Annotated in this window: 25 protein-coding genes, 1 pseudogene and 1 riboswitch; of the genes and pseudogenes, 16 read left to right on the top strand and 10 right to left on the bottom strand. The window is 40.1% G+C overall.

Annotation, left to right across the window (positions count from 1 at the left end; genetic code table 11):
• Positions 1–65: 65 nt before the first annotated feature.
• The 5 genes from DPV92_RS01950 to DPV92_RS01930 all read left to right on the top strand — a co-directional run bounded on the left by DPV92_RS01950 (position 66) and on the right by DPV92_RS01930 (position 4144).
• Positions 66–275 carry a pyruvate kinase gene (locus DPV92_RS01950; protein WP_111353418.1) on the top strand — a complete coding sequence of 70 codons (210 nt, stop codon included), beginning with the start codon at positions 66–68 and terminating at the stop codon, positions 273–275.
• Positions 276–368: 93 nt separating this feature from the next.
• Positions 369–457: riboswitch (TPP riboswitch) on the top strand.
• Positions 458–571: 114 nt separating this feature from the next.
• The gene (gene thiM, locus DPV92_RS01945) at positions 572–1363 is read left to right on the top strand and encodes a hydroxyethylthiazole kinase (RefSeq protein ID WP_192574162.1); all 792 of its coding nucleotides are present in this window, start codon (positions 572–574) and stop codon (positions 1361–1363) included.
• Positions 1356–2165, top strand: coding sequence for a bifunctional hydroxymethylpyrimidine kinase/phosphomethylpyrimidine kinase (gene thiD / locus DPV92_RS01940; protein ID WP_111353417.1), 810 nt, complete (start codon positions 1356–1358; stop codon positions 2163–2165). Before thiM ends, thiD begins: the two co-directional genes overlap by 8 nt.
• 10 nt (positions 2166–2175) lie before the next feature.
• Positions 2176–2856, top strand: a complete 681-nt coding sequence (gene thiE / locus DPV92_RS01935; RefSeq protein WP_111353416.1) for a thiamine phosphate synthase — start codon at positions 2176–2178, stop codon at positions 2854–2856.
• Positions 2840–4144 carry an MFS transporter gene (locus DPV92_RS01930; RefSeq protein ID WP_111353415.1) on the top strand — a complete coding sequence of 435 codons (1305 nt, stop codon included), beginning with the start codon at positions 2840–2842 and terminating at the stop codon, positions 4142–4144. The genes thiE and DPV92_RS01930 overlap by 17 nt, the downstream gene beginning before the upstream one ends.
• Positions 4145–4641: 497 nt before the next feature.
• On the opposite strand, the gene gap is transcribed toward DPV92_RS01930, so the two are convergent.
• On the bottom strand, positions 4642–5646 hold the full coding sequence (gene gap / locus DPV92_RS01925) for a type I glyceraldehyde-3-phosphate dehydrogenase (RefSeq protein ID WP_111353414.1): 1005 nt from the start codon (positions 5644–5646) through the stop codon (positions 4642–4644).
• Positions 5647–5875: 229 nt separating this feature from the next.
• On the opposite strand from gap, the gene msrB reads away from it, so the two are divergent.
• Together msrB and aspA are read left to right on the top strand one after the other, a co-directional pair.
• Positions 5876–6271, top strand: coding sequence for a peptide-methionine (R)-S-oxide reductase MsrB (gene msrB, locus DPV92_RS01920; protein ID WP_111353413.1), 396 nt, complete (start codon positions 5876–5878; stop codon positions 6269–6271).
• A 173-nt stretch (positions 6272–6444) separates the two neighbouring features.
• Entirely contained in the window at positions 6445–7872 is a 1428-nt protein-coding gene (gene aspA, locus DPV92_RS01915) for an aspartate ammonia-lyase (RefSeq protein WP_111353412.1), read from the top strand.
• Between the two features lie 86 nt (positions 7873–7958).
• On the opposite strand, the gene DPV92_RS01910 is transcribed toward aspA, so the two are convergent.
• On the bottom strand, positions 7959–8294 hold the full coding sequence (locus DPV92_RS01910; RefSeq protein ID WP_111353411.1) for a TusE/DsrC/DsvC family sulfur relay protein: 336 nt from the start codon (positions 8292–8294) through the stop codon (positions 7959–7961).
• Positions 8294–8959, bottom strand: coding sequence for a Bax inhibitor-1 family protein (locus DPV92_RS01905; protein ID WP_111353410.1), 666 nt, complete (start codon positions 8957–8959; stop codon positions 8294–8296). The genes DPV92_RS01910 and DPV92_RS01905 overlap by 1 nt, the downstream gene beginning before the upstream one ends.
• 167 nt (positions 8960–9126) lie before the next feature.
• Here DPV92_RS01905 and pgsA point away from each other — a divergent pair, with 167 nt between their 5' ends.
• Positions 9127–9675, top strand: coding sequence for a CDP-diacylglycerol--glycerol-3-phosphate 3-phosphatidyltransferase (gene pgsA, locus DPV92_RS01900; protein WP_111353409.1), 549 nt, complete (start codon positions 9127–9129; stop codon positions 9673–9675).
• Between the two features lie 504 nt (positions 9676–10179).
• Here the strand turns inward: pgsA and DPV92_RS01895 are convergent.
• Positions 10180–11274 carry a PhoH family protein gene (locus tag DPV92_RS01895; RefSeq protein ID WP_111353408.1) on the bottom strand — a complete coding sequence of 365 codons (1095 nt, stop codon included), beginning with the start codon at positions 11272–11274 and terminating at the stop codon, positions 10180–10182.
• A gap of 8 nt (positions 11275–11282) precedes the next feature.
• Positions 11283–12005: a fatty acid metabolism transcriptional regulator FadR gene (gene fadR, locus DPV92_RS01890; protein ID WP_111353407.1), complete on the bottom strand. Its 723-nt coding sequence runs from the start codon at positions 12003–12005 to the stop codon at positions 11283–11285.
• A 181-nt stretch (positions 12006–12186) separates the two neighbouring features.
• Between fadR and nhaB the strand changes: the two genes are divergently transcribed.
• From nhaB to DPV92_RS01870, 4 genes are all read left to right on the top strand, one after another.
• The gene (gene nhaB / locus DPV92_RS01885) at positions 12187–13731 is read left to right on the top strand and encodes a sodium/proton antiporter NhaB (RefSeq protein ID WP_111353406.1); all 1545 of its coding nucleotides are present in this window, start codon (positions 12187–12189) and stop codon (positions 13729–13731) included.
• Positions 13732–13829: 98 nt separating this feature from the next.
• Positions 13830–14369 (top strand): disulfide bond formation protein DsbB, encoded by a 540-nt coding sequence (dsbB, locus tag DPV92_RS01880; RefSeq protein WP_111353405.1) that lies wholly within the window; start codon positions 13830–13832, stop codon positions 14367–14369.
• 79 nt (positions 14370–14448) lie between these two features.
• Positions 14449–15645 (top strand): cystathionine beta-lyase, encoded by a 1197-nt coding sequence (metC, locus tag DPV92_RS01875; RefSeq protein WP_111353404.1) that lies wholly within the window; start codon positions 14449–14451, stop codon positions 15643–15645.
• A 134-nt stretch (positions 15646–15779) separates the two neighbouring features.
• On the top strand, positions 15780–17171 hold the full coding sequence (locus DPV92_RS01870; protein ID WP_111353403.1) for a DASS family sodium-coupled anion symporter: 1392 nt from the start codon (positions 15780–15782) through the stop codon (positions 17169–17171).
• Between the two features lie 105 nt (positions 17172–17276).
• On the opposite strand, the gene DPV92_RS01865 is transcribed toward DPV92_RS01870, so the two are convergent.
• The 3 genes from DPV92_RS01865 to DPV92_RS01855 are packed head-to-tail and all read right to left on the bottom strand — an operon-like array spanning position 17277 to position 21034.
• A complete protein-coding gene (locus DPV92_RS01865) occupies positions 17277–17474 on the bottom strand; it encodes a YnbE family lipoprotein (RefSeq protein ID WP_111353402.1) in 198 nt (65 codons plus the stop codon).
• Positions 17471–20200, bottom strand: a complete 2730-nt coding sequence (locus tag DPV92_RS01860; RefSeq protein ID WP_111353401.1) for an intermembrane phospholipid transport protein YdbH family protein — start codon at positions 20198–20200, stop codon at positions 17471–17473. The genes DPV92_RS01865 and DPV92_RS01860 overlap by 4 nt, the downstream gene beginning before the upstream one ends.
• A 12-nt stretch (positions 20201–20212) precedes the next feature.
• A complete protein-coding gene (locus tag DPV92_RS01855) occupies positions 20213–21034 on the bottom strand; it encodes a hypothetical protein (protein WP_111353400.1) in 822 nt (273 codons plus the stop codon).
• An 86-nt stretch (positions 21035–21120) separates the two neighbouring features.
• Here DPV92_RS01855 and gloA point away from each other — a divergent pair, with 86 nt between their 5' ends.
• Complete coding sequence (gloA, locus tag DPV92_RS01850; RefSeq protein WP_111353579.1) at positions 21121–21528, top strand: lactoylglutathione lyase; 408 nt, start codon at positions 21121–21123, stop codon at positions 21526–21528.
• Positions 21529–21533: 5 nt separating this feature from the next.
• Positions 21534–22178 carry a ribonuclease T gene (rnt, locus tag DPV92_RS01845; RefSeq protein ID WP_111353399.1) on the top strand — a complete coding sequence of 215 codons (645 nt, stop codon included), beginning with the start codon at positions 21534–21536 and terminating at the stop codon, positions 22176–22178.
• 108 nt (positions 22179–22286) lie between these two features.
• On the opposite strand, the gene prmB is transcribed toward rnt, so the two are convergent.
• Positions 22287–23231, bottom strand: coding sequence for a 50S ribosomal protein L3 N(5)-glutamine methyltransferase (gene prmB / locus DPV92_RS01840; RefSeq protein ID WP_111353398.1), 945 nt, complete (start codon positions 23229–23231; stop codon positions 22287–22289).
• Between the two features lie 95 nt (positions 23232–23326).
• Between prmB and smrB the strand changes: the two genes are divergently transcribed.
• Entirely contained in the window at positions 23327–23866 is a 540-nt protein-coding gene (gene smrB / locus DPV92_RS01835) for an endonuclease SmrB (RefSeq protein ID WP_111353397.1), read from the top strand.
• A 122-nt stretch (positions 23867–23988) separates the two neighbouring features.
• Positions 23989–24486, top strand: coding sequence for a hypothetical protein (locus DPV92_RS01830; protein WP_111353396.1), 498 nt, complete (start codon positions 23989–23991; stop codon positions 24484–24486).
• A 28-nt stretch (positions 24487–24514) separates the two neighbouring features.
• Here the strand turns inward: DPV92_RS01830 and DPV92_RS09990 are convergent.
• Positions 24515–24933: pseudogene (locus tag DPV92_RS09990) on the bottom strand (hypothetical protein).

Genomic DNA, 24933 nt, shown 5'->3' with positions numbered 1-24933 from the left:
TCAAAGCATAATTGGCAGCCAGGATTAGTAAGCATATTTTCGCCTTGTCTTAGTGTGTTTTTGATTTGCCAAAACAGCCCGATCTTCAAGAAAAAATTGAAGCAATTAAAGAAGAGTTGGTATTAAGTAAAGATCCGAAAGTGTTAATCAAGCTAGGCGAGTTGGAAAAAGATAAATCCAAAGCCCAAAAATACTTTGGCGATGCTTGCGATTTACGCAGTCAAGAAGGGTGTGATAAATATCGAGAGTTAAACGAAAAAGAACAAGAGAAATAATTGCCCAAGCGGTCAAATTCCTCCCACTATTTGCAAAACGTGAGAAGAAATTGATCGCTTGTTTTTTCTTAAAAAGAAGCGTAAACTTCATCCAATTTTTAGTCGGGGTGCCGAAAGGCTGAGATGATACCCGTGAACCTGAAACAGTTAGCACTGACGTAGGAAACTAATATGCCAAGTCTATTCTTATCAATCACGATCTTATCGTTCTTATCTTCCCCGATTTCCATCACTACTTTCACCCACTAGCTTGTGGGCGTTTGTGTTTGTTACACGCACAAAATAGGGAAATTGTCATGAAATCCATCTATCTCTCCAAAATCCGTCAGCAGAATCCGCTCATTCATAACATCACCAACATTGTGGCAGCGAATTTTAGTGCCAATGGCTTGTTGGCATTGGGGGCTTCGCCATTGATGTCGGCGAATGTCGAAGAAATGCAGGAAGTACCGAAAATCAGTCAAGCGTTGGTTATTAATATCGGCACGCTGATTGGCAAGGAGCGAGAGGCAATGTTATTGGCGGGCAAAACTGCGAATGCGGTTGGGATTCCTGTGGTGTTAGATCCTGTGGGTGTGGGGGCAACCAGTTATCGCCGTGAGACCATTCGTGAGCTTTTAGCCGAGGTAAAATTTGCCCTGATTCGGGGCAATGCGGGCGAACTGGCTGCGATTGCAGGTGAAGAATGGCAGGCAAAAGGTGTGGATGCGGGGCAGGGCGAAGTGGATTTAAAAGCTGTTGCCGAGAAAGTGGCTCAACGCTATGGCTGTACGGTATTGATTAGTGGGGCAGTGGATATTGTTAGCGATGGCACGCAAACTGCGACCATTCACAACGGCACTCCATTGTTCCCAAAAGTCACGGCTTCGGGTTGCTTGTTGAGTGCCGTGTGTGCGGCATTTTTAGCGGTTGATTCTGGCAATCATTTTGCCGCTACCTTTGAGGCGAGTGTGGCTTATGCAGTAGCAGGTGAATTGGCTGCTGAAGGTTTGACAACCGAAGTAGGGCAGTTCCAAATCCGTTTGTTGGACGAACTTGCTGCACTTTCCCCTGAAACCATTGGACAAAGAGGACGCATCAATGAGTAACGTGAAACAAGTTTTAACCATCGCGGGGTCAGACAGTGGCGGTGGTGCAGGCATTCAGGCGGACCTCAAAACTTTCCAAATGCGGGGGGTGTTTGGTACATCAGCAATTACAGCTGTTACAGCTCAAAATACGCTCGGCGTGTTTGATATTCATACTATTCCGCTCAACACTATTACTGCCCAGCTGCAAGCGCTCAAAAATGATTTCCAAATTGCAAGTTGCAAAATCGGTATGTTGGGCAATGCAGAAATTATTGAATGTGTGGCAGATTTTCTTGCCGATAAACCATTCGGCACGCTGGTGCTAGACCCTGTGATGATCGCCAAAGGTGGTGCACCGTTATTGCAACAGCAAGCGGTGAGTGCGTTAAGCCAAAAATTGCTGCCGTTAGCGGACGTGATTACACCAAATATTCCCGAAGCGGAAGCGTTAACGGGGATTGCGATTGTGGACGACATCAGTATTCAACAAGCCGCAAAAGCGTTGCAAAAACAGGGGGCGAAGAATGTGATTATTAAGGGCGGACATTCGCTCAATTCGCAAAGTGAGCTGTGCCAAGATTGGGTTTTACTTGCAGATGGTCGTCATTTTACTTTGCAAAGCCCACGTTTCAACACGCCACATACACACGGTACGGGGTGTACTTTTTCTGCCTGTTTAACCGCAGAGTTGGCGAAAGGCGAACCGTTGCAAAGTGCGGTGAAAACAGCGAAGGATTTTATTACCGCAGCGATTTCTCACCCACTGAATATCGGGCATGGACATGGACCGACCAATCATTGGGCTTACAGTCGCCTTTAAGGATTGAAAGATGAAAAATATTCAAGAAATTTTACCGCTCTATTTTGTAGCAGGCACGCAAGATTGCCGTTATTTGGGCGAGAACTTGTCAGAAAATTTATTATTAGTGCTAAAACAAGCGTTAGAAGGCGGGATTACCTGCTTTCAATTTAGGGATAAAGGTAAGTTTTCGTTAGAACATACGCCCTCAGCACAGAAGGCATTGGCGATTAGTTGTCGTGATTTGTGCCGTGAATATGGCGTACCGTTTATTGTGGATGATAACGTCGATTTGGCGTTGGAAATCGAGGCTGATGGTATTCACGTTGGACAAAGTGATACGCCCGTGGCGGAGATTCGAGCTAAAACGAATAAACCGCTAATTATTGGTTGGTCGGTAAACCGTTTAGATGAGGCGAAGATTGGGGAAAATCTGGCTGAAATTGATTATTTTGGAATTGGTCCGATTTTCCCAACGCAATCGAAAGAGAATCCGAAGCCAACACTAGGAATGGCGTTTATTCAAACTCTGCGAAATGCGGGGATAACTAAACCGCTTGTGGCAATTGGTGGGGTGAAGTTAGCTCACGTTAAAACCTTACGAGAATTCGGAGCGGACGGTGTGGCAGTAATTACAGCTATCAGTCACGCAGAAAATGTACAGGCCGCAACAAAAGCATTACGGGAGGCAAGTGATGAATACGCAAAATAGTCTAAAACAGGTCGCGACAGCGACGATGGTCGGCACCGCAATTGAGTATTTCGATAACTACATTTACGCAATGGCAGCGGTGTTGGTGTTTAATCATCAATTTTTCCATGCTGCTGATCCACTTTCAGGGCAAATTGCCGCCCTTTCCACCTTGGCGCTCACCTTTATCGCTCGTCCTTTGGGAGCAATATTGTTCGGGCATTTTGGCGACCGTTTCGGGCGGAAAAATACCTTTGTGATGAGCTTGCTGTTGATGGGCATTTCCACTGTGGTTATCGGCTTGTTGCCAACCTATGACAGTATCGGCATTTGGGCGACAATTTTGCTCTGTTTATGCCGTATTGGGCAAGGTATCGGTTTAGGTGGAGAGTGGGGCGGTGCAGCGTTAGTTGCGGTTGAAAATGCCCCAGAAGGCAAACGCGGTTGGTATGGCACCTTCCCACAACTGGGTGCACCGCTTGGCTTGTTGTTAGCAAATGGTGTATTCTTGGGCATTACGGCAATTTTCGGACAAGAAGCTATGGCTGAATGGGCGTGGCGCATTCCGTTTTTATCTTCCGTTATCTTAGTGGCAATTGGCTTATATGTTCGCCTAAAATTGGCGGAAGCACCGATTTTCCTTGCTGCACTTAACAAACCGCAGCCAAAACGTTTGCCAATGTTGGAAGTCATCACTACTCATTTCAAGCCGTTTTTCTTAGGAATGTTGGTTTGCATCGCAGGCTATGTGCTGTTCTATATTATGATTGCCTTTAGCCAAATTTATGCAAAATCTGCCCCAACAGTATCAGAAGCAGGCTATACGATGGGATTGGGATTTTCCCCGCAAATTTTTACCGCTTTATTGATGGCAAGTGCGGTTTCTTTGGCAATAACGATTGCTGCTTCGGGCAAATATATCGATAAAGTTGGTCGCCGTATTTGGTTGATTTGGACAACTGTTGGTGTTGCCTTTTTCGGTTTAGCTTTGCCGTTCTTCCTTGAAAATGGTACGACCGCCAGCCTGTTTTGGTTTTTGTTCATTGGGATGGGGTTAATTGGTATGGGCTATGGACCACTTGCGAGCTTCCTGCCTGAACTCTTCCCGACTCACGCCCGCTATTCAGGTGCATCACTCACTTACAACATTGCAGGCTTATTTGGCGCAAGTGTTGCGGCGATTATTGCTTTGCCATTAAATGCAAACTACGGGCTAAAAGGCGTAGGGATTTATTTAACGTTGAATGCCGTGTTGAGCCTGATTGGGTTGTGGTTTATGAAGGAGACAAGAGATAGTACATTAGCTTAAAGAAAGTAAAAAATGCCCCTTGAAGCTGCAGTTTCAAGGGGCAGAGCTTTGCAAGAAATTCATCTATTTTTATTATGCTGAAAATGCAGCATTGAAAGCAGATTTTGTATAAATAAGGTTTACTTAAACAAACTCAAAGAATGGGCTACCAATTATCATAAAGTAGAGGGACTTATTGAGGGACTATAAAATGCTTAGATGTAAAAAATAGATGGGCAATACCCCTGGTAAATAAGTGTAATTAGTTGAATTATAGCATTGCGAAATGAAAAGGGGAGCTGTAATTCCGTTGAATATATATTCAATACATAAAGGCATAGTAAAAAATTGTTGCTCAAAATGAGCTTGAAACTTTGTAATATAAGGCTCTATCCCACTTATTGCCAATGTTTTATCTACTATGCTCAATATTTAGTTTCAAAAACAAAACGCCTTGCATTTTATTGCAAGGCGTTGATTTTTAAAGGGGTTTAAAGCATCTAACTTTGCTTTAGATATTAGCCTTTGTAGTTATATACGTGAGCTACTAAGTCTAATACTTTGTTTGAGTAACCAGTTTCGTTATCGTACCAAGATACTAATTTCACGAAAGTATCAGTTAATGCGATACCAGCTGCTGCATCGAATACAGAAGTTTCAACTGCACCATTGAAGTCTGTTGATACAACTGCATCTTCTGTGTAACCTAAAACGCCTTTCATTTCGTTTTCTGAAGCACGTTTGATTTCTGCACAGATTTCAGCATAAGTTGCCGGTTTTTCTAAGTTTACAGTTAAGTCAACAACTGAAACGTTTGCTGTAGGAACACGGAACGCCATACCAGTTAATTTACCGTTTAATGCAGGTAATACTTTACCTACTGCTTTCGCTGCACCTGTTGATGAAGGGATGATGTTTTGTGACGCACCACGACCACCGCGCCAGTCTTTCGCTGAAGGGCCATCTACAGTTTTTTGAGTTGCTGTAGTTGCGTGAACGGTTGTCATTAAACCTTCTTTAATACCAAATTTAGTGTGGATTACTTTCGCTAATGGTGCTAAGCAGTTTGTTGTACATGAAGCGTTAGAAACGATGTCTTGACCTGCATATGCATCGAAGTTTACACCGTTAACGAACATAGGTGTAGCATCTTTAGATGGACCAGTTAATACAACTTTTTTCGCACCTGCTGTGATGTGTTTACGAGCAGTTTCATCAGTTAAGAATAAACCAGTTGCTTCAACTGCGATATCAACACCGATTTCATCCCATTTTAAGTTAGTTGGATCACGCTCAGAAGTTACACGGATTGTTTTGCCGTTTACAACTAATTGACCATCTTTAACTTCAACAGTACCGTTGAAACGACCGTGAGTTGAATCGTATTTTAACATGTAAGCCATGTAATCAACGTCGATTAAGTCGTTGATACCTACAACTTCGATATCATCACGAAGTTGAGCTGCACGGAATACGATACGACCGATACGACCGAAGCCGTTAATACCAATTTTAATTGCCATAAGATTTTACACCTATATTAAAGTTAAACAAATTTGTTCTATCACCTCAAAGAGGTATCAAGACGGTTGAATTATAACACACCATCTCGTTGTTTTGACAACAAAAAAGAACGGTTCTCAATATATCAGATTGTTTTTATATGATCTATGTCAATTTTTTAAGATTTCTCACACTTTTTAGGTAAAAAAATTGTAGAATGCAAAAATGAAATTTTTCAAGGAGATAACAATGATTAAAGATATTGACGAACTTTCTGATGAGCAATTGGAAGTATTGATCAATGCTGGAACCGAATTACCTTTTACAGGTAAATTTTTAAATGAAGGGCGTGTTGGCACATACCGCTGTGGGCGCTGCCATAACGCCCTTTTCCGTTCTGATACAAAATTTGATGCTGGTTGTGGATGGCCAAGTTTTTATGAGGCGGTTTCAGATAATGCATTACGATATTTAGATGACTATAGCCTTGGTCGCCATCGTACAGAAATTCGTTGTGGTACGTGCGATTCGCATTTAGGGCACGTATTTAATGATGGGCCTGCACCAACAGGTTTACGTTTCTGCTTAAATTCCGTTGCGCTTAATTTTAAATGGGATGAAACTGGCGAAGAAATAGATGGCTAATTAATTGAATTCAAAGAGATTATGTAGAACAGGGCGATAGAATAGATAAAAAAATCTAATCTATTGCCCTAGTTTATATCTACAGCTTGCTTTGAAAAATATGACATAGATCACATTTTAAAGTCGGATTGCTTGTTATGATTTTAATCATAAATACACAAGAGGAATTTAATATGAAAGATGTACGTACTGAAGTAGATTTACTTGGTGAAAGAGAAGTTCCAAATGAGGCTTATTGGGGAATCCACACACTCAGAGCAATTGAAAATTTTAACATTTCTAATAACACAATTTCAGATGTACCTGAATTTGTTCGCGGTATGGTAATGGTAAAAAAAGCAACGGCATTAACCAATGCAGAGTTGGGCGTTATTCCGAAGAAAATTGCGAATGCCATTGTGCAAGCCTGCGATGAGATTTTAGAAAACGGACGCTGTATGGATCAATTCCCGTCTGATGTTTATCAAGGTGGAGCGGGCACATCGGTAAATATGAACACCAACGAAGTGGTAGCGAACCTTGCGTTGGAAATTTTAGGGCATCCAAAGGGAAGTTATAACATCGTAAACCCAATGGACCATGTGAATGCCAGCCAATCAACCAACGATGCTTACCCTACAGGTTTCCGTGTAGCAGTTTATAACAGCGTGTTAAAACTTATCGATCAAGTTCACTACTTGCAACAAGGTTTTGAGGCGAAAGCGGTCGAATTTTCTGATGTTTTGAAAATGGGGCGCACCCAGTTACAAGATGCGGTACCAATGACAGTAGGGCAAGAATTCAAAGCTTTTGCTGTATTGCTAGAAGAAGAGGTTAGAAACCTCAAACGCACCGTCAAATTATTGCTTGAAGTCAACTTAGGCGCAACGGCAATCGGAACAGGGTTAAACACGCCAGAAGGTTACCCAGAGCTCGCGGTTAAAAACTTAGCAAAAGTAACCAACTTACCTTGCGTACTTTCTGATAATTTAATCGAAGCAACATCCGACTGCGGTGCTTATGTGATGGTACACGGTGCCTTAAAACGCACAGCGGTAAAACTCTCTAAAGTATGTAATGACTTGCGCTTGTTGTCATCAGGCCCTCGTGCTGGCTTAAATGAAATCAACTTACCAGAGTTACAGGCTGGTTCTTCCATTATGCCAGCTAAAGTAAACCCAGTTGTACCAGAAGTAGTCAACCAAGTTTGCTTTAAAGTTATTGGCAACGATAGCACCATTACATTTGCTGCAGAAGCAGGGCAATTACAACTTAACGTGATGGAACCTGTGATTGGTCAAGCAATGTTTGAAACCATTTCGCTTCTTTCAAATGCATGCGTTAATTTACGTGATAAATGTATTGATGGTATTACTGTTAACCGTGAAATTTGCCAAAATTATGTATTCAATTCAATTGGGCTCGTTACTTACCTCAATCCGTTTATTGGTCATCACAACGGTGATATTTTGGGTAAAATCTGTGCTCAAACAGGCAAAGGCGTACGTGAAGTCGTGTTAGAAAGAGGGTTGCTCACAGAGGCTGAATTAGATGATATTCTTTCTGTTGAGAACTTAATGAAACCGACTTATAAAGCGAAACGTTTTAATGAAGATGAATAACGTGAGTGTCAACACAAGGAGCTATAGTACGAAAAGAGGACAAATGTATAATGTCTCAGAAGACTAACTGCTTTGTCCTATATGGATTACAAACACTTCGCGGGTTTGGGGAGACCTGCAAATTTCGTTGCTTGCTTTGCAGGACCATCGGGGAATAAGCGTTGTAAATAACGGCTGTTTCCTTTCTCCTCACCAAATTTCTGCGACATCGCTTTAACCAACATTCGAATTGCTGGCGAGGTTTTGTATTCTTGATAAAACTCCCGCACTAGCTGAATAATTTCCCAATGGTCGGGCGTGAGCGTAATGCCATCACGCTCAGCCATCAATGTTGCAAATGTTTCTGACCAATCATCAAGGTTTAACAAATAACCATCGTTATCTACTTGATAAGATGTGCCATTTAACTCAATTTGTGCCATTAGTCATCGTTTCCTAATACACCAAAAATTTGTAAGAAACTTACGAAGAGGTTGTAGAGTGAAACATAAAGATCAACGGTTGCACGAATATAGTTAGTTTCGCCACCTTGAATGATATTGCTCGTTGTGAGCAAAATTGCACCGCTTGAGAAAATCACAAATAACCCACTTAATGCAAGGCTTAATGTTGGCATTGCTAAGAAAATATTTGCGATAACACCGACTAAAACGACAACGAAGAGTGCCATCATCATTCCGTTTAGGAATGACATATCTTTTTTAGTCGTTAATACGTAAGCTGAACAAGCAAAGAAAACTAATGCGGTAGCACCTAGTGCCAATACAACAGTGTCGCCTAATCCTGTGCCAACATAGCGGTTAAGAATAGGGCCTAAGGTGTAGCCTAAAAAGCCTGTTAAAGCGAAAACGCTCACTAAACCTGTTGCACTATTTGCGGTTGCATTGGTTAAGAAAAGTAAGCCATAAAAGCCCACTAATAAGCCCCACCAAGGTAGTGCTGGTGCGTTTGTACTCATTGCAACAAAGGCAACAACAGAAGAAAAGACAAGTGTCATTCCCAATAATAAGTAGGTGTTACGAAGCACTTTGTGGGTGCTAATCAGTGATTCGCTACGTGCGTAGCTATGTTCTAAACGGTTTTCCATAAGTTCTCCTTCAACTTGTTTGAAAAACGAAAAATTTTTCTATTATCTATGGACAAAGAACCATAAATCAAGTGCAAATTATCTGTAAATTCTGCTAAAGTCAATCGAAATCTACTGCTAAAATATGGTACACTTTTACCTATGAATTTTCCCAATCAGCAAACATAATGAAACTAAACATCCCAACCTATCTAACCCTTTTTCGTGTGGTTTTAATTCCGCTCTTTGTGAGTGCTTTTTACTTGCCTCTCACATACTCTCCTGAAATTACCACACTCATCTTTTTTATTGCCTCCATTACCGACTGGTTTGATGGTTATTTAGCAAGAAAATGGAATCAAACCACTCCACTAGGTGCGTTTTTAGATCCTGTTGCGGATAAAGTTTTAGTTGCTGTTGCCTTTGTTTGCGTGGTGGAATACTACCACACGTGGTGGATTACCATCCCTGTTTGCATTATGATTGCCCGTGAAATTATTATTTCCGCCTTGCGCGAATGGATGGCGGAACTTGGCAAGCGTACTAGCGTGGCTGTTTCTATTTGGGGAAAAGTAAAAACTGCAGCACAAATGCTAGCCTTAGGGGGAATGCTCTGGCGACAAAGCAATTTAATGGAAACACTTGCATTTATCTTGCTTTATATTGCAGCTGCATTAACAATTTGGTCGATGTTGCAATATCTGAAAGCCTCTAAGGGGAGTTTGTTGAAATCTTAATTAAAGCATTTTCGCAGTCTGAGCTATTTTGAGTTAATAACATAAAAAGTTGCTAACATTATAAGAATTAAACATTGCAATTATTTTTCAAAATGTTAGCAATAATCTATTACAGATAAAGTCGTTTCGTAAGAGGTGTTTATCGATGTAATCTGCTGAAGGGAAAGCATGTTTTTTCTCATCTAAGATAAAATAATTAGTGATGATATTAAATCATTACACCTAATGAACTACGAAAATCCTGACATATTCCATTTTCTGAGCTAAATTTTACATGGCTTATACTACGATTACCAAATTCAAAGAAATCTCATTGAGAGGCTTTCGTGAGTAATGAAATATTTTCTTTTTTATTCGGGTTAAGAGATTTTCCTTTTAAAAGAAAATAGCAGGTTTAGTGTGATGAGCGCTATTCGATAGATTATATGCTTTACCTAATAGTTTTTCATTGATATAGACATCTAATGTAGAATTAGAAGTTGTTTCAGTATCAATTATATTTTCTTACATTTTTTTAGCATGTTCCAAAATTTTCAACTGCTCCGCTTCCAATTTCGCTAATTCTCGTTGGGCTTTACGCTCTTCTTTTAATGCTTGTTGGCGGATTTCATCTTCTGCTTCCCAAACATCATAAGCTTGAACAATTTTAGCGACTACTGGATGGCGAACAATATCTTTGCTGTCGAAGAAATTGAAACTTAATTCAGATACATCTTTGAGCACTTCCATGGCGTGTTTTAAGCCCGATTTTTGGTTACGAGGTAAATCGACTTGAGTGACATCCCCTGTAATTACTGCTTTTGAATTAAAGCCAATGCGGGTCAAAAACATCTTCATTTGTTCGGTTGTGGTGTTTTGGCTTTCGTCTAAAATAATGAACGCATCGTTTAGTGTTCGACCACGCATATAAGCAAGCGGTGCGATTTCGATCACACTTCGCTCTATCAATTTTTGTGCACGTTCAAAGCCGAGCATTTCAAATAACGCATCATAAAGTGGGCGTAAATAAGGTTCGATTTTTTGTCCTAAATCCCCTGGTAAAAAGCCTAATTTTTCACCAGCTTCAACAGCAGGGCGAGTAAGTAAAATACGGCGAATTTCTTGACGTTCAAGCGATTCTACTGCTGCCGCAACAGCAAGAAAGGTTTTACCTGTTCCAGCAGGCCCAATCCCGAAGCTGATGTCGTGGGTTAAAATATTACGTAAATAGGCTTGCTGATGCTCGCCACGTGGTTTAATTACACCACGTTTAGTTTTGATTGAAATTTCACCATGATTAGACGATTGCCAATGATTTTGTAGCAACATTCGACTCTCTTGAATGGCGAGATGTACATCTTCTAAATCGAGTTCTTTTATTTTTCCTTTAATCGGAGCCGTTTCAACATAAAGTTGTTGAATCAATTTTGCTGCTTGTGGCAAAAGCGTGGTGGAATGATGTGTTTCTTCTGCTACCATAATCGTAAACACAAAACCTTGGCGAGCGATGGTAAGATTGAAGCTCTTTTCAATTAAGGTTAAATGTTCGTCAAATGCTCCGCAGAGAGATTGCAAACGAGCATTATCTGCAGGCGAAAGAGTAAAAATAATTTCGTTCAAAATAACTCCTATTCTCCAAAATCTTCAGGTAAATTTTGTAGAATTTTAGTCCAATATATACCACTTTGTTGGCGATTTTTCGCAATGCATTGCTGTACGGCTTCATCATTACCTTGTTCGCAGAGCATTTTTAAGGTTTGATAGAAGTTAAGCGTGCCTTGGCGAGCAATTTCTTCACGGAAAAAGAGACTGGCAACTTGAATGTACATCTCTTTAAAGCTGTTAAGAATTAAACCGTAAACGGGTTTATTTGCAATAAAGGTAAATTGGCGGAATAAGTTGTAGTCAAAGGTAGCATAAGCTAAGGCGGTATTTTCTAAGCTTTCTAGGTTAGAAAATAGTTCAGCCGATGCTGTAGCATTAATTTTTACTGCTTCACGTACGTAATATTCAACCATTCGAGTACGCAGTGAAACCACATTTGAAATAATAACAGGTAGATATGAGCGGTCTAATTTTATAATTGTTTTGATAATGTTTGGTCCACCCGTTTCCCAAATATTATTGACACGGGTTGCTTTTCCATGCTGAATTTGTAGCCAGCCATCTCGGGCTAGGCGTTGTAATACTTCACGCAAGGTTGTTCGCGTTACACCAATGTGTTCAGCAAGCTCACGTTCAGCAGGGAGATCTGAACCTGCTGGGAAGTGATGATTCCAAATACTTTTGACTATATATTCTTCTGCTAAAGCGGCAGGGCTTTGAGAGGTTAAAAGAGAAGTGTTATCCAAAATGCCTCCAATCGGCAAAATAAAATAAAAATTTATCGATTTTTTAATTATTATCAAAATTTTATAAAAAGTTGAATAAATAACCAGCGAAATCGAATTGTATTGTCGCTTAATTTCTATTATATTGCAAACTACTCATCTTTTTTATCTTTATCTTTCTTAGTCTTACAGGGAGTTCCTTATGAAAGGAGCAAATGTCTTTTTCAAAACTTTTTTAGGAAAAAGTCCAAACTGGTATAAACTGGCAATCGTCAGTTTTCTTATCATTAACCCGGTTATTTATTTCTTCGTTTCGCCTTTTGTTGCAGGCTGGTTGTTAGTGGCTGAATTTATTTTCACACTTGCGATGGCATTGAAATGTTACCCACTTCAACCAGGTGGTTTGCTGGCGATTGAAGCGGTTGTGATAGGCATGACAAATCCACACCATATAAAAGAAGAAGTCATGGCGAACTTTGATGTGATTTTGCTATTGATGTTTATGGTGGCAGGGATCTACTTTATGAAACAGCTCCTGCTTTATGTCTTCACGAAACTGCTTCTTTCCATCCGATCTAAAAAGGTTCTTGCCTTAACTTTCTGCTTAAGCGCAGCTTTCCTTTCTGCTTTCCTTGATGCCTTAACTGTTATTGCCGTGATTATGAGCGTGGGCACGGGCTTCTATTCAGTTTATCACCAAGTGGCTTCAGGCAATACCTCAATTGAAGAGCAATTGGATGTGAGCAATGACGATAAAATCACCAATCACAAATATATTTTAGAAGAATTCCGAGCATTCTTACGTAGTTTATTGATGCACGCAGGCGTTGGTTCTGCATTAGGCGGCGTAATGACAATGGTTGGCGAGCCGCAAAACTTAATTATTGCAGGGCAAGCGGAGTGGTCGTTTGTGGAATTTTTACTTCGAGTAGGCCCTGTTAGCATTCCAGTATTGATTGTAGGTATCTTCACTTGTTTAGTTGTTGAACGTTTTAAACTCTTCGGTTATGGAGCAAAATTACCTCTTCGTGTATGGGTAATCCTTGCTCGCTATAATCAAACCAAAGAAAAACGCATGACTAAACAAGACCGTTTTAAAATGGCAATCCAAGCGGTTGCAGGCATGTGGCTTATTTGTGGCTTAGCTTTACATCTTGCAGATGTGGGTATTATTGGTTTAACCGTGATTATCCTCACCACCGCATTTTGTGGTGTAACTGATGAACATTCACTTGGTCGTTCTTTCCAAGAGTCAATGCCATTCTGTGCCTTGTTAATTGTGTTCTTCTCGGTTGTTGCAGTGATTATTGACTTGAAATTGTTCGAGCCAATCATCCACTTTGTATTATCCGCTGAACCGCATTCACAGCTCTCATTGTTCTACATTTTTAACGGCTTACTTTCAATGATTTCAGACAATGTATTCGTAGGTACAGTCTACATCAACGAAGCAAAACACGCCTTAACTTCTGGTATCATTGATCGCGAACAATTCGATATGATTGCAGTGGCAATCAATACAGGGACAAACTTACCATCGGTTGCAACACCAAATGGTCAAGCAGCATTCTTATTCCTTTTAACCTCAGCCTTTGCACCGCTTATTCGTCTCTCATACGGCAGAATGGTTTGGATGGCGTTGCCATACACCATTGTCCTTTCTGTGGTAGGGTTCTTATCACTTGAATTTTTACTACCTGAAATGACTGATTTAATGTTGCAATGGGGTTGGATTATTAACCGATAATAAATCAATAAATTACATTGGGCGTATCGCTAGATACACCTTTATTTTACCCCCCGCAATTGTTACAATGCTTCAAATTCACTCACAGAGAGGCGATTATGCTCACCTATTTTAAAGAACTTTCCCTTAACCGAACCGCGTGGATTTTATTAGCAATCATCGCTTTACTTCTTGAATCAACAGGGCTCTATTTCCAATATGTAATGGGCTTGCAACCTTGTGTGATGTGCGTTTATGAACGCTTAGCGATTAGTGGCTTATTGCTTTCTGGCATTATTGGAGCTATTTCACCTCGTCTTAAACTCACCCGATATTTTGCAATTCTTCTGTGGGGTTATAGTGCCATTAAAGGCTTATTACTAGCCATTCGCCACACTGATTATCAGCTCAATCCTTCTCCTTGGAATCAATGCGAATTTAAACCTGACTTCCCACAAACAATGCCGTTTGACCAATGGTTTCCACAAATCTTTGCACCAGGTCCGGTAAATTGTAGTCAAAGCCAATGGGAAATGCTCGGTTGGGGAATGCCACAATGGCTAATTCTTGCCTTTGGTTGTTTCACGCTCTCCTTTGTTTTGGTGCTGATTAGCCAATTTAAGAAAAGCAGACCTCAATATCGTTCCGTTTTCAGATAATTGCAAGCGGTAGATTTTTGCAAAAGTTTTGCGAAGATTTACCGTTTTCCTTTTTAAAAACAATAGATTAGGAAATTATATGTCAGACACTTCATTCTCAAACTTAGAAACCAAGCTTGTTCACGCAGGGCGAAAATCTCGCTATACCCATGGTTCGGTAAATGCTGTCGTTCAACGTGCTTCATCACTTGTTTTTCCAACCGTTGCGGATAAAAAACATGCGACCAAAAACCGCTACAAAGGTGAGCTATTTTATGGTCGTCGTGGCACGCTGACTCATTTTGCCCTCCAAGATGCAATGTGTGAGCTTGAAGGCGGTGCAGGTTGCTATCTCTATCCTTGTGGTGCGGCTGCTGTAACCAATGCGATTTTAGCTTTTGTGGCACAAGGCGATCACGTATTGATGACGGGCGCAGCATACGAGCCAACCCAAGACTTCTGTAATGTAATTTTGAAAAACATGGGCGTGTCGAGCATCTATTACGATCCGATGATTGGCGAAGGCATTCGTGAGCTTATTCAACCAAACACAAAAGTGCTTTTCTTAGAAAGCCCTAGCTCGCTTACGATGGAAGTGCCTGATGTGCCAACGCTAGTGCGTGTAGCTCGTGAAGTGAATCCTGAAATCGTGATTATGATTGATAACACTTGGGGTGGTGGTGTGCTGTTCCCTGCACTTTCACACGGGATCGATATTTCTATTCAAGCAGGTACCAAATATTTGGTTGGGCACTCTGATGTAATGATTGGTACGGCGGTTTCTAATGCTCGTTGCTGGGATCAACTTCGCGAACGCTCTTATTTAATGGGGCAAATGGTGGATGCGGATTCGGCTTATATGACGGCTCGTGGTTTGCGTACATTGGGAATTCGCTTAAAAGAACATGGTGAACGTTCGCTTCAAATTGCAGAGTGGTTAGCTAAACGCCCAGAAGTAAAATCAGTGTTCCATCCTGCGTTACCAAGCTGCCCTGGACACGAATTTTTCAAACGAGATTTCAGTGGTGCAAGCGGTCTATTTTCGTTTGAACTTTGCGAAAAATTGAGTGATGAGCAATTAGCGAATTTCTTAGATCATTTTGAGCTCTTTACGATGGCATATTCATGGGGGGGATTTGAATCACTGATTTTAGCTAATCAACCAGCGGAAATCGCACGTATTCGTCCAGGTATTGAACGTAAATTAACTGGCACATTGATTCGTATTCATGTCGGTTTAGAAGCAGTTGAAGATTTAATTGCTGATCTTGAAAAAGGTTTTGAGCGTCTAAAATAAACTTCTCGCCCACTTTGATCTAAAATGTAATAATTTTGTGATGAGCTTCACAATTTTATTACATTTTTGTTTTTTTCTACCTCAATTTGTGTATATTTAAGTCATCTTTTAGCTATTTAGCTGTGGGGGACTTTATGAATACTGATTTAATCTCAATTAAAAAAGCAAACACTCGTAATAATCTGATTTTTATTGCCGATGTCGTGCTCTTTTTTATTCTTTTGAATACCTTGCCTTTTACACCTGAAGCCAATAAAAGTTTGGCATTACTCGTGTTTATCGCAATTTTATGGCTCACTGAAGCATTGCACGTAACAGTGACAGCACTACTTGTACCTATTCTAGGTATTTTACTTGGTTTGGTGAAATCTAAAGAAGCATTAGCTGCTTTTGCGGATCCGACTATTTTCTTATTTTTTGGAGGCTTTGCATTAGCAACCGCACTTCATATTCAAAATTTAGACCGCTTGATTGCTAATAAAATTATGGCAATGTCGCACGGTAAACTTTCTGTGGCTGCGATTTACCTCTTCTCTGTGACCGCATTCCTTTCAATGTGGATGAGTAACACCGCAACTGCGGCGATGATGTTACCGCTTGCGATGGGGATTTTAAGCAAACTCGACCCAAAACGCGATCACAACACTTACGTTTTCGTGTTACTTGGTATCGCTTATAGTGCCAGTATCGGTGGTATGGGTACACTTGTGGGGAGTCCACCAAACGGGATTGTGGCAACGCAATTAGGTGTCTCATTTGCAGAATGGATGAAATATGGTTTGCCAATTATGCTAATTTTAATGCCATTGATGATCGGCGTGCTTTATGTGGTTTTTCGCCCTCATTTCGATGTTAAATTTGAGCAATCTTTCGAGAAAATTGAGCTAACGCCAACTCGCATCTTAACCTTAATTATCTTCGCATTGACAGCAATTGGTTGGATTTTTAGCTCAAAAATTAATCCAGCGCTTTCAAGTTTACTTGGATTACAAGGCAAAATTGCAAGTTTCGATACCATTATTGCTTTAATTGCCACGGCGGTTATTTGTATTACTCGCATAGCAACGTGGAAACAAATTCAAGAAGGTACAGAATGGGGTGTGCTATTCCTCTTTGGAGGTGGCTTAACCTTAAGTGCGATTTTAGGGCATACTGGTGCAAGCAAAATTATGGCAGATGGCATTGTAGCCTTTATTGAAGGCGGTCATTACTACATCATCGGCTTAATTGTGGCAACCTTCATCATCTTCTTGACTGAATTTACCTCAAACACTGCAAGTGCAGCATTACTTGTGCCGATTTTCATCTCCATTGCAGAAGCCTTGAATATTCAATCACTTGGTTTGGCATTGATTATCGGGTTAGGTGCATCTTGTGCCTTTATGCTACCTGTTGCAACGCCACCAAATGCCATCGTATTCGGTACGGGAATGATAAAACAAACCGAGATGGTCAAAGCAGGTTTCTGGCTTAATATCATCTGCGTGTTTGTGATTGGGACTATCGGGTATTTGTTCTGGTTCTAAGAATATGGTATATAGGAAAAATAGTTGGTAAAAATGTGCTTAAAGCCTTGCTCTATAAGGCTTTAAGCACTCTTTTTTGAAACATTGATAGCAATTTAGGCTAATTTATTTACTCTCCTCACTCTCAACTGTACTAATCACAGCCTTCGCTCTCTCATCCATCTTCACTTCAATTTTATGATCTACCACTACATTCATATTGATGGTAATCCCCTCTTTGGGGGTTTCCAGTTGAATTTTTGGGGTGCAAGCGGTTAGAAAAAGCGGAATGCTTGCAAATGCAATTAGGGCAAATATTCTCATTTTAGGTTATCCAATTTTTGATTATCTAACTTCTGATAAAGACGATTTTCAATATCTTGTTCCACATAAGCGCCTGTATTGATCAAATGCCATAGCTGGAACAGGTTTTCTTTATGGTTGTAATTAAAATTTACGCGGGCATTTTCTTGTTGATTTAACTTCATTTTAAGTTGGGAATTAAGTATTAAATCGCCCGATTTTGTTAAATGAAGGCGACTTTTGAGTTTGTTAATGGTTGTATCATTTAATAAATAGACCAAAATCTGCTCGGAATATCCGCTACTTTTTGCAATGGCATTCATAATCTCTTTGGAGATTTTAAGCGTTGAAGGCGATTCTTGCCAAAATTCGCCATCACAAACATAGCAAGGCGTACCATTTAACCAGAAAGGCAAGCGAGCATTTGCCCGTCCGCGTAAATCAATCTGTTGGTATTGTGCTACCTCTAAAATAGACTCAAAACGAATATGTGCTAACTCTAAATATGCAGGTTTGAGCTGTGGTAGAGAAAAAGATTCCACTTTTAATTCGCCATCTAACAAATTCATTGTGAGCTTATTTAAATTGAGCGGTTTATTTCGGCTGTAAGGATAATAGCCAGATATATTCACGCGAATATTACGAATTGGCAAGCCAACATTCACTTCATCAATATTGACTGCAATTGGTTTGTTCCGCCCAAATTTTAGCTGCGTATCGTTAAGCTGATAAGGCAAGGTAAACTCAATGCCGTTAATCTCGCCTTTCGGCATCGAAATGCCGCCATTTTTTATCGAAATTTGACCGCTTGCATTGATGCCGCCTGTTGGTTTTGTGCTAAACACCGTATTGCCAGACACTGTCCCATTTTTGATAATCCAATCCGTACGCTCTGGAATGAGTGGCTGAAATACATCAGCGGGCTGTGCTTTCCAAGTCAGTTTGCCGTGGAAAAGACTGCTTTGTGTCTGTTCAGTTAGCTCTCGATGCCCATTAACAAAAATTGGTCCAATTTTGCCCGCTTGTAACTTGCCGTTAAAATTGAGATTTTCAATTTCGCCATTAATATTTAACATTGCCTCCGTGTTGGTGAGGTTTCCACCATAATCAAAACGCAATGCGGGGCTTTTAAGTTTAGCTTCTCCGTCTAATGTCCATTTTTCAGTGTTAAATTTGATCGGTTTATTTAACGAAAGTTGTGTTTTTTCTAGTACCATTGCAGGTTTTTTGACATCCGCCAATAGACCATCTAACTGATCAATCTGCACCAAATCTGCATGCCACTGCCCGCGACCTTGCAAGTCAATTTGACTGTTTAATGCGTTCAAATGAGCTTTGCCATTGAGCTGCCATTGCCAGAGATCTTGCTCATTTTGTTTGCCGTTGAAATCATCAAAATAGTCTAAAAAGCCCATTTTAAAATTTTTCGCCGAACCGTCTAAATTCAGTTCAATATTACGAAAATCAGGCGTTTCGCCTTTGAAATTGGCCTGAAAACGCCCAGTCACGCCGTAGCGGTTAAACTCAATATCGCCAAGTGGAATTTTAAGTTCGTTAATGGTAATAAAACGCTCTTTACCGCTAATGATATTAAAGACTGACTTAGGCGAGAATTTCATTCCATTTTCATTTGCATAAATGGTTGAAAGGCTAGTAAGAATAAAACTGTTATATTTTACATTGCCAGATAGCGTGAGCGGTAATTCAAAAGTTTCTTTATCTTTGATAATGCCTTTCGTCGTTGCAAGGCTAAGCGTATTTTTATCGTGTGAGAACAGGTTTAAACGAAATTCGGTTTCAAGCGGGAAAATCTCGCCTTGCATAATCGATTTGGGCGTAAAAGTGGCGGTAGTTGATCCGTTAATCGGAAAATCGGGTAACCATTCCCAGTTAAATTTCCCTTGATAAACGTAAAGCGATTTAAAATCGAATTTAAACGGCAAGTTAAGGGTGTTTTTGGGTTCTTTTTCAAAGCTGACTTGTGCTGTGCCAACCAAGGCATTTTCTTCGTTGGGTGACCAATTTAATAGAGCGCTGCCTTCTCTCAAAATTGGATCTTCAACGAAATTCGATGGATAAGCCCAGTGATAATCGCCTTCAAACTTGCTAGGTAAATCAAGTAAATTTTTATTAAATTGTGTGGTAAAAAAGAGATTGTGTTTTTCTGTTTCACTCGGCTGGTAAAACAGGTTGCCTGTAAAAACAAGATCGGCAAGTTTTCCTTCAAATTTGACCGCTTGCTGATTGATTTCGGTAGATAACGTGCCGTTCAAATAGCTTGCTTTAAGTTGAGCGGGTTCAGTAAGCAATTGTTTAATTCTAGGCGAAAGTGTTTCGGGGAGATTTTTCCACGTAACTTGCTTCACTTCTAGCATCATCTCCGGCACTAACGCCAAAATCGGGGTAAGCGAAAATTCGCGAGTTTGACTTTCTGAAGAGGGTAAATCCAGCAAGCATTGATAGTCTAGCGTGACTTTTTCGCTTGAAACCATTTTAGGTGATTGCCAATGGAATTGAATCGGGGCAATCTCTACCACCGAGCAAGTTTGAAAATTCACCGAAAAAGCGGGCAACAGCACTGATTGGTTTTCCTGTGAAAAATTTCGTTCGAGGCGCTGAATTGTCCAACCTTCAGGCATAAAATGATTCAAGGTGTGGAAAAAAGCAGGGCTAGAAATGAAAAGTGCTCCACTCACCACAAGCAGAGCCATCATTGCCATCAAACCAATTGCTAGGCGTCTTAACATTGTTACAAGCGGTTAAATATTGGTGAAGGGATACAACATCGCCAAGGCAAGTGCAACTGACCAGCCAAGCGGATTTTTGATCTGCTTATCGCCTTTACCAAGTAGTAACCAAGCTAAAATTGCAAAAATCACAAACTGAATGCAGAAGTGGATAAGATAAGGCACAAGCGATATTTCAGGCATCATTTGAAGCTGTTGATAAAGCACAAAAGCAACCCAAACATAGTTCAAAATGAGCATAAGCAGGGCAAGCTGCACGAGTAACTTAAAGAAACCGTCTAAACGGCTTTTGGCAAGCATTAAATACCAACCCGCTAATAAAATGCCCAGCAATAATTGAGCAAAATTATTGGCACGAATGCCGTTGAAAAGCGAGGGAATTTCCACCCAATAAATTGCTAAATATTGCACAATCGCCAAGCCACAAATGGCAAAACAACCGTAAGCGACTGCATTGGTTAAACGTTCGGTATTGCTGACATTCCAATAAATTAACGAAATGAGAATAGCGGCAATCGCCACCATTGCCATTGGGATGTGTTTGGGCGTGAAGGCAAGCGAATAGGCAAGATTTCCCACTGCAAAAATGAGGAAAAATTTAAAGACAAAGAGTAATCGACTTGCTTGTCCTGGGCAGATTTGCCCTTTCCAAAGCACAAAAATACTGATAACAACAGCTACCAAAAATGCTAATAAATAAGGTGAGATAAAAATCATATTGGCAGGAGCTGTGGTGTAATTTAGCAACATTTGTACAAAAAGCATTGTTACCAGCGGGACTAATGCGTGTATTGCAATTTCATATTTTTTTTGAGCGTTGTGATCATGAGACATAGTGTAATTTAATTTTAAAAATGATTTTGTGGCGGAATTATGCCATAATACGCCAACTTTTTTAATGTTTAAGGCGGTTAATTATGATGAGAATTTTACATACTATGCTACGTGTGGGTAATTTAGAGCGTTCAATCAAATTCTATACAGAAGTGTTAGGGATGAAATTGCTCCGCACTAGCGAAAATACGGAATACAAATATTCGCTTGCGTTTTTAGGTTATGCGGATGAAAGCGAAAGTGCAGTGATTGAGCTCACTTACAACTGGGGCGTAGAAAATTATGAGTTGGGCACAGCTTACGGTCATATCGCATTAGGCGTAGACAATATTTACGAAACCATTGAAGCAATTCGTTTTGCAGGCGGTAAAATTACCCGTGAGCCAGGCCCAGTACTTGGTGGTAAAACCGTAATTGCCTTTGCTGAAGATCCAGATGGCTACAAAATTGAGTTTATCGAAAATAAACAAGCACAAGATGCGTTGGGGAATTAATTCCCGTGATGGAAGAAACAACTGATTATAATTTGCTTAAGAACCGTTTTCGTGGCTATTTGCCTGTGATTATTGATGTGGAAACTGCAGGGCTCAATGCACAAACCGATGCTCTATTAGAACTTGCCGCCGTCACAGTGAAAATGGACGAAAAAGGTTATTTAGTCGAAGATCAAAAATGCCACTACCATATTCAACCTTTTGAAGGGGCGAATATTAACCCTGAATCACTTAAGGTAAATGGCATTGATATTGATAACCCAGAGCGTGGTGCAGTGCCAGAAGTGATTGCGATTCCTGAAATGTTTAAAATGGTTCGCCGAGCAATGAAGGAACAAGGTTGCCAGAGGGCAGTAATCGTGGCACATAACGCTGCCTTTGACCAAGGCTTTTTGCAAGCAGCAGTTAAACGTATTAACGCCAAGCGAGATCCTTTCCATCCATTTGCAATGTTCGACACCGCAACCCTTGCAGGCTTTATGTATGGGCAAACTGTTTTGGTCAAGGCGTGTAAAGAAGCGCAAATTAGCTTTGATGGTAAGCAAGCACATTCAGCGTTATACGATACTGAAAAAACAACTGAGCTGTTTTGCAAAATGGTCAATAGCTTGAAGGATTTAGGTGGATTTCCGATGATACGTTCGGAATAATAAAAAAGTATATATGATCAAATCGTTGGTAAAAATGTACTTTAATCCTTATTTTATAAGGTTTTAAATTGCTTTTTAGCAACGATTTTGTCTACTATGTCTATATTTTTATTTAAATAGATGATGACTCTCATCCAACTGTGCTTTAGTTAGACTGAACACGCCCAAGCCACCCTGTTTAAATTCAACCCAATTAAATGGCACGGTTGGATATTGTGCGATTAAGTGAATCATACTATTGCCGACTTCACAAATTAACACGCCATCGTCTGATAAATAATCAGAAGCTTGAGCTAAAATACGTTTAGTAATATCCAGCCCATCTTCGCCCGAACCAAGTGCTAATTCTGGTTCAAAATGGAACTCTTCTGGCATTTCATCTAAATCTTCATGATCCACATAAGGTGGGTTTGTCACAATCAGATCGTATTTATCTTGCGGAATATCGTTAAACAGATCCGAACTAATTGGGAACACTCGCTCTGATAATTGATAGCGTTCAATATTAATCTGAGCCACATCTAATGCATCAAGCGATAAATCCACCGCATCAACCTCAGCCTCAGGGAAGGTTTCTGCACAAGCAATGGCAATGCAACCGCTGCCAGTACAAAGATCTAAAATACGTTTAGGTTTATGGTTAATAAAGCCTGAGAATTGGTCACGAATTAACTCACCAATGGGTGAGCGAGGTACAATCACACGCTCATCGACATAAAATTCCAAACCACAGAACCAGGCAGAATTGGTTAAATAAGCAACGGGCTGACGCGTACCTAAACGGGCTTGAATAAGCTCAATCGCATGCGTTTTTTCTACATTGGTTAAGCGTGACGCATACATTGCTTCGGGCACATCTGCAGGCAGTGAAAGTGCACTCAAGACAAGCTGTTGCGCTTCTTGCCAACCGTTCTCATAGCCATGTCCGTAATAAAGATCGGATGCATTAAAATAGCTATATGCCCAACGCATCATATCTTGAATGGTTTTTAAATCTTGTAATGCACTTGAAGCAGACATTTCTTCAAGCAGTTCTAAATTATGTTGATACATACTATCCCCTCAAAAATAACGGGCATTATCCCTTTTTGGCTTGGATGTATCAACTTTTTTATTGTGATAAAATAGCCTTAAACAAGGAGAAAATAATGACAGAGACAGATGATTTCGCACTATTTCGCGAAGCAATTAAAGGCACAAAAAAAATAAAGCAAGATACGTTTATACCAAGCCAACCACCACGCAAAAAAATCAATGAACTGCGTGAAATGCAAGAACAAAAAGATACCGAATTTTTCTTTTCGGATGAATATGAACCGCTTCTAAAAGAAGAAAATGAAAAAGTTCGCTATTTGCGTGAAGATGCCGATCCTTACATTTTAAAACAGCTTCGCCGAGGTGATTTCCAACCAGAATTGTTCTTAGATCTGCACGGTTTAACCAAAGAAAAAGCGAAAAAAGAGTTAGCCGCTTTAATTTTAGCATGCGAACGTGAATACGTTTATTGCGCAAGCATTATGACAGGGTTTGGTACTCGCACACTTAAAGATCAAATTCCACGCTGGTTAGTGCAACACCCGAAAGTGTTAGCCTTGCACCAAGCTCCAAAAGAGTGGGGCGGAGATGCGGCTATTCTGATTTTAGTCGAACAACAAGACAGCTTGGAACATCGATTGTTTGAGCGTTAAAATAAAAACAAGCGGTGGAATTTGACAAAATTTTCGGTATTATGTAGCAGTTGCACAAAGACCTAACCGCTTGAAAATACTAGAATCTCCATTGAAAGTTTAACTCAATGGAGATTTTTATTATGGCAGAATCCCACCTTATTTCTCAACTTACCAAATTAATCGAAAGTAGCTATAAAGAAAAAGCAATTCTTGAACATCAACTTGAGCAGTTAAAACAACAGAAATCAGATTTAGAGGATAAAATACTTTGTTTTGAGAATACCTTGATATACATTGAACCCAATTTCGATTTAAGGCAAATCAAAACACAATTTAATGTTTCAAGACTAATAAAACCTCGATTGTTTAAGCAAAATCTTCAATTGTTGGTTGCAAGAGTATTAAAGCAAAGTGATAGTTGGAAAACATTATACTTTATTACAGAGGCGGCGTTGGAATTAGACACTGGCAAAGATTATCCTCTCTCCCAAAGAGAACATGAATTAGCTGTTGCTCGCGTATTGAAAGAACTGTATAAGAAAGGAATTATTGAACGGAAAGAAGTTGAATTACATAAACGGACACTAAAGCGAAGATTTTTCAGGCGTTCTGAATGGCGATTAAAACCTCTTGAGTAAAAATGGATAACTAGCGGTAGAAATACCGCTATTTTTGTTTCCATTGCCAGTGAACCTCATTTCGGCTGATTTGTGTCCTCGTAATCCAGTCTCTTTGGTAGAACTCGTTGAGTCGTTTGCGGATGGAATCAAGATGTTTTTCGGACGGTGTATCAGGATTTTGTTCAATATCAAAAATGCGCTGCGTAAGCTCGGCAATTGTAAAGGTTTTATCTGGTGCTTCTCGCATCATTTGTACGATGTATTTACGAATTTTCCCTTTAAAGAGCTTATATTTGGAACGGTACACAAAGTTGTCCGTATTATAAAGGGCTACCTTTCCTGTTGAGTAAGCTCAATAGCACGTTTTAATGTGGCAATGTTCGCATCAAGTAACGCCAGATGATGCAAGACTTGTTTACGTTCAAACTCAAATTCTTTGAGCTTCTTATCTAGGTTGTATGCCAT

The organism is Pseudohaemophilus paraphrohaemolyticus, assembly GCF_003253115.1.
GTDB lineage: Bacteria > Pseudomonadota > Gammaproteobacteria > Enterobacterales > Pasteurellaceae > Haemophilus_A > Haemophilus_A paraphrohaemolyticus_A.
The sequence above is the reverse complement of the archived record's forward strand: the minus strand, read 5'-3'. Positions and strand labels throughout refer to the sequence as shown.